Annotated in this window: 11 protein-coding genes; 2 read left to right on the top strand and 9 right to left on the bottom strand. The window is 66.1% G+C overall.

Annotated elements, in window-relative coordinates:
• Positions 1-185 precede the first annotated feature (185 nt).
• The gene (locus Q1K70_RS14490; RefSeq protein ID WP_300160966.1) at positions 186-815 is read left to right on the top strand and encodes a TetR/AcrR family transcriptional regulator; all 630 of its coding nucleotides are present in this window, start codon (positions 186-188) and stop codon (positions 813-815) included.
• Here Q1K70_RS14490 and Q1K70_RS14485 read toward each other — a convergent pair.
• The 7 genes from Q1K70_RS14485 to Q1K70_RS14455 form a co-directional block, all read right to left on the bottom strand.
• Positions 754-1182, bottom strand: coding sequence for a DnaJ family domain-containing protein (locus tag Q1K70_RS14485; RefSeq protein WP_300160963.1), 429 nt, complete (start codon positions 1180-1182; stop codon positions 754-756). The genes Q1K70_RS14490 and Q1K70_RS14485 overlap by 62 nt on opposite strands.
• 12 nt (positions 1183-1194) lie before the next feature.
• Complete coding sequence (locus Q1K70_RS14480) at positions 1195-1830, bottom strand: ABC transporter (protein ID WP_300160961.1); 636 nt, start codon at positions 1828-1830, stop codon at positions 1195-1197.
• A gap of 2 nt (positions 1831-1832) precedes the next feature.
• Positions 1833-2738, bottom strand: coding sequence for an MlaD family protein (locus Q1K70_RS14475; RefSeq protein WP_300160959.1), 906 nt, complete (start codon positions 2736-2738; stop codon positions 1833-1835).
• Positions 2732-3580, bottom strand: a complete 849-nt coding sequence (locus Q1K70_RS14470) for an ATP-binding cassette domain-containing protein (RefSeq protein ID WP_300160957.1) — start codon at positions 3578-3580, stop codon at positions 2732-2734. The genes Q1K70_RS14475 and Q1K70_RS14470 overlap by 7 nt, the downstream gene beginning before the upstream one ends.
• A gap of 16 nt (positions 3581-3596) precedes the next feature.
• Positions 3597-4367, bottom strand: coding sequence for an ABC transporter permease (locus tag Q1K70_RS14465; RefSeq protein WP_300160956.1), 771 nt, complete (start codon positions 4365-4367; stop codon positions 3597-3599).
• A gap of 3 nt (positions 4368-4370) precedes the next feature.
• The gene (locus tag Q1K70_RS14460; RefSeq protein ID WP_300160954.1) at positions 4371-4709 is read right to left on the bottom strand and encodes an STAS domain-containing protein; all 339 of its coding nucleotides are present in this window, start codon (positions 4707-4709) and stop codon (positions 4371-4373) included.
• 101 nt (positions 4710-4810) lie between these two features.
• Positions 4811-5746, bottom strand: coding sequence for a ParB/RepB/Spo0J family partition protein (locus Q1K70_RS14455; RefSeq protein WP_300160952.1), 936 nt, complete (start codon positions 5744-5746; stop codon positions 4811-4813).
• Between the two features lie 153 nt (positions 5747-5899).
• On the opposite strand from Q1K70_RS14455, the gene Q1K70_RS14450 reads away from it, so the two are divergent.
• On the top strand, positions 5900-6331 hold the full coding sequence (locus tag Q1K70_RS14450) for a hypothetical protein (protein ID WP_300160950.1): 432 nt from the start codon (positions 5900-5902) through the stop codon (positions 6329-6331).
• Between the two features lie 84 nt (positions 6332-6415).
• Here Q1K70_RS14450 and Q1K70_RS14445 read toward each other — a convergent pair whose 3' ends face one another.
• Positions 6416-7189, bottom strand: coding sequence for an AAA family ATPase (locus Q1K70_RS14445; RefSeq protein WP_300160948.1), 774 nt, complete (start codon positions 7187-7189; stop codon positions 6416-6418).
• Between the two features lie 77 nt (positions 7190-7266).
• Positions 7267-7557: a GAK system XXXCH domain-containing protein gene (locus tag Q1K70_RS14440; RefSeq protein ID WP_300160946.1), complete on the bottom strand. Its 291-nt coding sequence runs from the start codon at positions 7555-7557 to the stop codon at positions 7267-7269.
• Positions 7558-7609 lie beyond the last annotated feature (52 nt).

Here is a 7609-nt window from a genome sequence, read left to right as displayed (position 1 = left end):
TCAAAGCAACAACTCGTCGGCCAGATCATGGAGTACATCAAGAACTATAACGAGCTCTGGGCAAAGCCCTTCAAGTGGACCTACACCGGCAAACCGCTGGTCGCTTAAATATGTATTAATTTTGAGGACGCGACACTAGAGACCGAAGTAGACATTGTCAACATTTTTTGCTCAAATCAGCCGCCATGGCGACCCATACATCCAATCCCGAATATCATCACGGCAATCTACGGCAGGCGCTGCTGGACGCCGGTGAAAAGCTGCTCGAGTCGGTCGGCGTCGACGGGCTGACCTTGCGCGGCCTGGCCCGGGAAACAGGCGTGAGCCACGCCGCCCCGTACCGGCATTTCGCGGACAAGGCCGACCTGCTCGCCGCCCTGGCGGCGCGGGGATTCGACAGGCTCGCCCGGGCGCTCGTCGCCACGGCCGGCGAACATGCCGGCGACCCGCGCGGGGAATACCTGGCTTCCTGCCGGCGCTACATCGAACTGGGCCGAAAGCATCCGGCCATGTACCGGCTCATGTTCGGCCAGCCCCAGCCCGGGGTGGGCGACCAGCCGGAACTGGCCGCCGCCGGCCAGGCGGCCTTCGACGCCCTGACCGCCGCCATGCGACGCGGCGTGGCGGCCGGCCTTTACCGCGACGCGTCCATCGAGACCCTGGCCATGGCCGTCTGGGCCCTGGTCCATGGCCTGACCGAACTGGCCATCGCCGGCCGGCTCGGCTTGTGCGGGGAAGGGGACGCGGGGAGACTCAGCGAGGACGCGTGCGCGCTTCTTCTTCGGGGGATCGGGACTTCCCGGCCAGGGGCCTGACGGACACGCGCTCCACGACCTTCTGGAAATAGACCTGTTCCTTTTCCAGGTTCACGGGCCGCCGGCGGCGGGCGTTGACCTTCATGACGAGCAGGTTGAGCTTTTGCATCTGCCGGTAGCGCTCCTGCTCGTCCGTGGCCGCAGCCAGGAGTTCCGTGGCTGTGACGATCTCTTTCTCCTCGAGCAGCTCCTCGGGAACGTAGCCGGCGTTTTTCAGGATCTTGTAGGCCATGCGCAGGTCTTCGGGGATCATGGAATCGTCCTCGAAAACGATCTTCTTGCCCTTGCCCTCGAGGTCGTCGAACGCGCCCTGGCGCATGGCTTCCTCGATGCGCCGCTCGGCGATCCAGGCGAAGACCTGCAACATGGCCTGCCTCCGTTACTGCTGTTCCAGGGCCTTTTGCAGCTTGGGCGCGCCGCTGTCGAGCCACTCCACGACCTTGGGCACGACCCGGCTCAGGGCGTCGGCCGCGCTCCTGGCCACAGTATCGCCGTTGAAATTCTCCAACGGCGCGTAGGCGCTGAAGTCCCCGGTCGAGATGCGCTTGCCCAGGTTCTTGTTCCAAAGATCCAGGTGCACGGCCACCACGAAGCGGCCGCCGTCGGTCTCCTCGACGTTGAAGGCCGTGACCTGGCCGGTGAGCACGGCGTCGTGGGCCACGCGCGGCTGGTAGTCCACCGGAGTCAGGGTGGCGGACCGGCATTCCACGGCCTGGCGCAGGGCCCGGCCCACCACGTCCTGGGGCGGCCCTTCCCAGTAGTATTCGAGGCTCGCCGTCAGCACCCGGTCGCGGGCGGTGAGCACGGCGGTGCGGTCCAGGTTCTCCATGGCGGTCAGGCCCTTGAACCCGAGCGGCAGCCGGTGCTGCTCGCCGGTGTCGCCGGGGCAGGGGGCCTGCTCCAACTCCACGCGCAGATAGCGCTGGGGGGGAGGGGGCTTGCCGAAGCAGGCGGCCAGGGAGGCGGCCAGGGCCAGCCCGGCCAGGATACGCACGGTCTTTGAGGCGAAACGCATGGTCATTTTCCCGCTGGCGGCCGGAGCAGTTCCCAGGGGCGCTCGCGCAAGCGGCCCGAAAGTTCCTTGATCTCCCGGCTCGTCCGGTTGAGGTTCTTGAGGATTTCCTCGAGCTGTTCCTGATCGTAATTGAAACCCTGGCGCACGTCTCCCACCAGCCCGCCCACGCCGTCGGCCTGCTTGCGGAAGTTGTGCAAGGTCTTGGTCAGCTCCGCCTCGATGACGGTTACGGCCTTCTCCATGCGCCTGAGCGTCTCGTCAAGGCTTTCCGCCGCCTTGCCGCCCTTGGTGGAGAGCTTCTCCCAGTTCTTGCGAAAGTCGTTGGCCGCGTGGCGCAGGTCCGAAACCAGGGCGGGCGTGTTTTCCAAGGCTCTTTTCAGGGATTCGGTGTTCTCAGGCGTGAAGAGCTTGGCGATGTTGTCCGCGATCTCGTTGATCTTGGGCCGCACGTCGTCGAGGAGGTCGCCGGCCTTGGCCGCCAGCTCCTGCACGTCCATGGTGGCCACGGACGGGATGGTCGCGCCGGGGGAGAGCCGCTCGCCCGGGTCGCCGCGCAGTTCGAGGAGCACGTAGTAGTCGCCGACAAGGCCCTTCTGAGCGATGCGGGCCACGGTGCCGGCGTAAAGGGGAAAACCCTGGCGCACGGCGATGCGCACGGCGATGCGGCGCGGATCGGTCGGATCCAGGTCGATGGCCTCCACCCGGCCGATGTCCAGTCCCGCATACTTGACCGTGCGGCCGGGGCTCAAGTCCTTCACGGACGTGAACTGAATGCCGTACTTGTCGTACTTGACCCAGAACCAGTTGCCGCCGAGCACGATCATGAACCCGCCCAGGATGCAAAGCCCGAGCAGAAGCGTGCCCACGGCCTTGGCGTAATCGGAGCGTTTCGCCTTGGCCGTCAGCATCGGCTTCCCCCTTGGGCGCGCCCGGCCGCGACGAGCTCCCGCCGCCGCGCCACCAGCGCCTCCCAGGTTTCCGGCAGCACCCGGCTTTCCCGGGCCGGCCGGCGGCCCAGGAACTGCCGGATGAACGGATCGTCGCAGCCGGCCAGGGCGGACAGCGACCCCTCGAAAAGCATGCGCCCCTCGCGCAGCACCACCACGTGATCGGCGATGGCGTAGAGGCTCTCCAGGTCATGGGTGACCACCACGATGGTCATGTCGAAAGTGGCCTTGAGCTCGAGCACGAGCTGGTCCATCTCGGCGGCCGTGACCGGGTCGAGGCCCGAAGTCGGCTCGTCGCACAGGAGCACGGCCGGGTCCATGGCCATGGCCCGGGCCAGGCCGGCGCGCTTGCGCATGCCGCCCGACAGCTCGCTCGGAAAATAGTCCATGAAGTCGGCCAGGCCCACCAGTCGCAGCTTGAGGCGCACGACTTCCTCGATGAGCGAATCCGACAGGTCGGTGTGCTCGCGAAGGGGCAGGGCGATGTTTTCGCCCAGGCGCAGGGAGCCCAGCAGCGCGCCGTCCTGGAAGAGCACGCCCATGCGCCGGCGCATGGCCAGGCGCTCGGCCGCGTCCATGGCCGCCATGTCCCGGCCGCCCAGGGCGATGCTGCCGGACATGATGGGAACGAGCCCGATGATGTTGCGCAACAGCGTGGACTTGCCGCAGCCCGACCCGCCGAGGATGACGCTGATGCCGCCGCCCGGCAGTTTCGTGGTCACGCCCGAAAGCACCACGCGCTCGCCGTAGCCCACGGTGACGCCCTCAAGCGTGATTTCTGGCGATTCCAGGCGGCCGGGCACGGCGATCCTCCTCGTTTCATCGGAAGATATAATTGAGGGCGGTAAAAAACAAATCCAAAAGGATCATGAGGAAGATGGACTGGACCACGGCCCGGGTGGTGCGCCGGCCCACGTCGGCCGCGCCCTCGCGGGCGAGCAGGCCCTGCCAGCAGGAGACGATGGTGATGGTGATGCCGAAGCCGGCGCTTTTGACCAGCCCCGAGAGCAGGTCGCGCATGGTCAGGAAATGGGCCGTCTGGAGGAAATAGGCCTTGCCGGAAAGGCCCAGGGCCAGGGTGGAGAACACGCCGCCGGCCGTGATGCCCACGGCGTCGCCCCAAAGCGCGAGCAGGGGGGCCATGACGCACATGGCCGCGAACTTGGGCCAGACCATGAAGCGGATGGGATCGATGCCCATGACCTCCAGGGCATCGATCTCCTCGGAAATGCGCATGGTGGCGATTTCGGCGGTGAAGGCCGCGCCGGCCCGGCCGGCCAGGATCAGGCACACGAGCAGCGGCCCGAGCTCCGTGACGATGGAAAACCCGACCAGGTTGGCCACATAGCTCAGCGCCCCGACCTTTTCGAGCTGGGTGGCGGACTGCAGGGCCAGGATGATGCCCACGCAGGCGGAGATGACGCTGATGATCGGCAGGGAATCCGCGCCGATCCAGGCCATGTGCGACCACACACGCGAGCGCTGGTAGGCCTTGGTCCGGCGCCACGGCAGGAAGGTGTCGCGGATGCAGCCCCAAAGGCGCATCACGAGCCAGACCAGCATCCCCGCTTCGTTGCCGCCTGCCGCCATGGGCTAACCCTGCTCGGGCATTCCGAAAAGTTCGCCGATCTGGGTGAGCTGCATGAGCTTGCGCACCTGCGGGGCGATGGCGCGGATGCGCACGGTGCGTCCCTTTTCCTGCAAAAGTTTCCGCAGTTCGAGAAGCAGGGCAAGGCCGGAACTGTCGATGTACGTCAGCTCCCCCATGTCGAGGACGATCTCGCCCCCTCCGGCCTCGGCCATTTCCGTGAGCCGCTCCCGCACGGCCGGGGCCACCGAAAAGTCGATCTCGCCCGAAAGGACCAGCACGCCGGGTCCGTCCCCTTTTTCCAGCCGCCATCCGGCGGCGCCGCTTTCTTGCTTGTCTTGCAAAACCCACCCGGCCTTTTTGCACGTGTCTTCCAACCGGACGGCCCTGGCCCAACGCAGGAACAGAACCGTTTCGCCCCGTATCGCCCTGGCCAGCCGCCTGGTCATTCGTTCGCCGCCCCCGCCGCGATCAGCCCGGCCAGGCCGAAATGGTCGAGCAGGCCTTCGAGCTCACGTCGCGAACTGAAATGAAACGTGATTTTGCCGTGGTCCGGCGTGCCCGCGGCCTTGGCCATGACCCCGGCGCTCTGGGTGAGAGGGCCTTCCAGTTCCTCCAACTGTCTGTCCTTGACGCTGCGGGACTTCTCGCCGCGCGTCCGGGCGGGTCTGGCCGCGTCCGCTTGCGGGGGCAGGGTCCCGTTGTCCTTGGCGTAGCCGGCGGCCTCCTCGGCCTGGCGCACGCTGAGGCCCGATTCCCGCACCCGCTCCCACAGGGCCTCGCGAAGGGCCGTGTCGGTCAGCGAGAGCAGGGCCCGGGCATGACCGGCGGTCAGCGTCCCGGCGGCGAGATCGGCGCGCATGGCCTCGGGCAGCTGGAGCAGGCGCAGGGCGTTGGCCACGGCCGGACGGCTCTTGCCCACCTTCTTGGCCAGGGAATCCTGGCTCAGGCCGAAGCGCTCGATGAGCAGCTGATACCCGGCCGCCTCTTCCATGGGATTGAGGTCCTCGCGCTGGAGGTTTTCCACCAGGGCCAGGGCGAATCCCTGCTCGTCGTCCACTTCCCGGACGAGGACCGCGATCTCGGTCAGACCGGCCAGCCTGGCGGCGCGCCAGCGTCGCTCGCCGGCGATGATCTCGTGGCTGACCTTGCCCGCGCCGTGCACGGGGCGCACCAGCACGGGCTGGAGCAATCCCTGCTCGCGGATGGACTGGGCCAGCTCCTCCAGCGCCTCGGGAGCGAACTCGCGTCGCGGCTGCTGGGGGTTGGCCCGGATGGCGTCGAGGGAAAGCGTCTGCGTCTCGCCCCCGGTTTCCTCTCCCTTGTATCCGCCAAGCAGGGCCTCGAGGCCTCTGCCCAAACCTTTCTGGGCCTGCGCCATGCACCTGTTCCCCTGTTCCTTTGTCTGCGTTGATTCCATCCAGTCCGGGCACGATCCGCCCCCAGACCCCTTCCCGGCCCGGCGACGACCTTGACGCGGCCGTCCCATGCGCTACCATGCAAAGCGTCAAATCCGCCGCCCAAGGAGAATTCCGTGCCCCCGATTTCCCAGCATCTGCTCGAACTTTTCGACGCCGCCGGCGCGCCGCGCGGCCTGCTCGTCAGCCCCGAACTCTGGGCCAAGGTCCGCGACAAAATTTTGCCGACCCTGGAAAAGGCCCTGTACGAACTCGATCCGTCCTGCCGGCCGGTCCCGGTGGAGAAGCCCGAGCCCATGGCCGAATGGGAAACCCTGCTGTCGTATTGGGACTTCGCCTATCCGCCGGCCTACGACGTGTCCTGCGCCCATTGCGGCGCGTCCACGCCCGACTGGCGCGCCGACGATCCCCGGAAGTTCCGCCTGCGCAACGCCAGCCTCGGTGGACTCGTAACCTTCCAATGCCAGGCCTGCAAGTCTTTGATCCTCAAAAAGCATTTCAAGAAGCACCTGACCGTGGAATGCCAGCCCTACGTCGAGCGCTGTTGACCTTCCTGCCCGTGCAATAAAAAAGGCCGCCCGTACGGGCGGCCTTTTTTATTGCACGACGCGCATGGCCTAGACGCGCATGGCCTAGACGGCCACGGGCTGGCGGCGGACCACTTCCTGGGCCAGGGAGAGGTAGGCTTCCGCGCCCCGGGACTTGATGTCGTGGGTGAGCACGGGCTTGCCGTAGCTCGGCGCTTCGGACAAGCGGATGTTGCGGGGGATGAGGGTCTGGAAATAGAGCTTGGGAAAGCACTTCCAGACCTCGCGCTTGACGTGGCGATTGAGCTTGTTGCGGCCGTCGTACATGGTGAGCACCACGCCGAGCAGGGACAGGCGGTTGTTGAGGCGCTTGCGCACCTGGTCATACGTCCGCAGGAGCTGGGCCACGCCTTCCAGGGCGTAGTATTCGCACTGCAGCGGCACGAGCATTTCCGTGGCCGCGCACAGGGCGTTGAGGGTCACGATGCCAAGCGACGGCGGGCAGTCCAGGAGCACGTAATCGTATTCCCCGGCCAACCCCTCGACCACGGCGCGCAGGTAGTATTCCCGACGCGGCTTGTCCACCAGTTCGATGTCCGCGGCCACGAGGTCGGGACCCGACGGCAGCACCTTGAGGCAGGGGAGTTCCGTGCCCACCACGGCCTCGGCGGCCCGGGCCGGCTCGTAGAGCACGGAATAGAGGTTTTCCTTGATATCGTCGGCGTAGATGGACAGACCGCTGCCGGCGTTGGCCTGCGGGTCGCAGTCAATCAGCAGGGTTTTTTTTTCCATGACCGCCAGGGAAGCGGCCAGATTCACGGCCGTGGTGGTCTTGCCCACCCCGCCTTTCTGGTTGGCGATGACAATCACGCGCGCCATGCCTGTCTCCTTGGCCGAATCCGGCCCGTGCCCATCGCTTTGGTCGCCGCGACCTGTTTCACGTGAAACAGGCCGGCCTAGTCGCGGAAGGTGCGATGGCAGAAGGCCTGGGCGTCGTCAAGGGATTCGACGAGCATGATGCAGTCTTGAACTTCACGTTTCTTGACCGCGTTGAGGAGCTGGCCGGCGAGATGGGAAAAGTCTTCGGCTTCGTCCATCCAATCCTCGTCGGCGAGTTGATGCATCTTGCGAGCCAAGCGGACGAGACGGTTGACCGTCTCCTCGTCCGGCAGGTTCGCTTCCGCGACCTGGCTCTGGATTTGCGTGAAGACCTTTTCGAGATCACGTTTCGTGGTCTGGAATTCCATCTCCCGAGTCCGTCCTTGAGGCGGTTTTCTAGTTTGTGGAAAAGTGGTTAGA

The organism is Solidesulfovibrio sp., assembly GCF_029978005.1.
Taxonomy (GTDB): domain Bacteria; phylum Desulfobacterota; class Desulfovibrionia; order Desulfovibrionales; family Desulfovibrionaceae; genus Solidesulfovibrio.
This window is presented reverse-complemented; position numbering and strand designations above follow the sequence as displayed.

What these genes read in the sequence shown, in the direction of transcription:
- Q1K70_RS14490 (WP_300160966.1), top strand. Translation starts at nt 186, where the DNA reads ATGGCGACCCATACATCCAATCCCGAATATCATCACGGCAATCTACGG.
- Q1K70_RS14485 (WP_300160963.1), bottom strand. Translation starts at nt 1,182, where the DNA reads ATGTTGCAGGTCTTCGCCTGGATCGCCGAGCGGCGCATCGAGGAAGCC.
- Q1K70_RS14480 (WP_300160961.1), bottom strand. Translation starts at nt 1,830, where the DNA reads ATGCGTTTCGCCTCAAAGACCGTGCGTATCCTGGCCGGGCTGGCCCTG.
- Q1K70_RS14475 (WP_300160959.1), bottom strand. Translation starts at nt 2,738, where the DNA reads ATGCTGACGGCCAAGGCGAAACGCTCCGATTACGCCAAGGCCGTGGGC.
- Q1K70_RS14465 (WP_300160956.1), bottom strand. Translation starts at nt 4,367, where the DNA reads ATGGCGGCAGGCGGCAACGAAGCGGGGATGCTGGTCTGGCTCGTGATG.
- Q1K70_RS14455 (WP_300160952.1), bottom strand. Translation starts at nt 5,746, where the DNA reads ATGGCGCAGGCCCAGAAAGGTTTGGGCAGAGGCCTCGAGGCCCTGCTT.
- Q1K70_RS14445 (WP_300160948.1), bottom strand. Translation starts at nt 7,189, where the DNA reads ATGGCGCGCGTGATTGTCATCGCCAACCAGAAAGGCGGGGTGGGCAAG.
- Q1K70_RS14440 (WP_300160946.1), bottom strand. Translation starts at nt 7,557, where the DNA reads ATGGAATTCCAGACCACGAAACGTGATCTCGAAAAGGTCTTCACGCAA.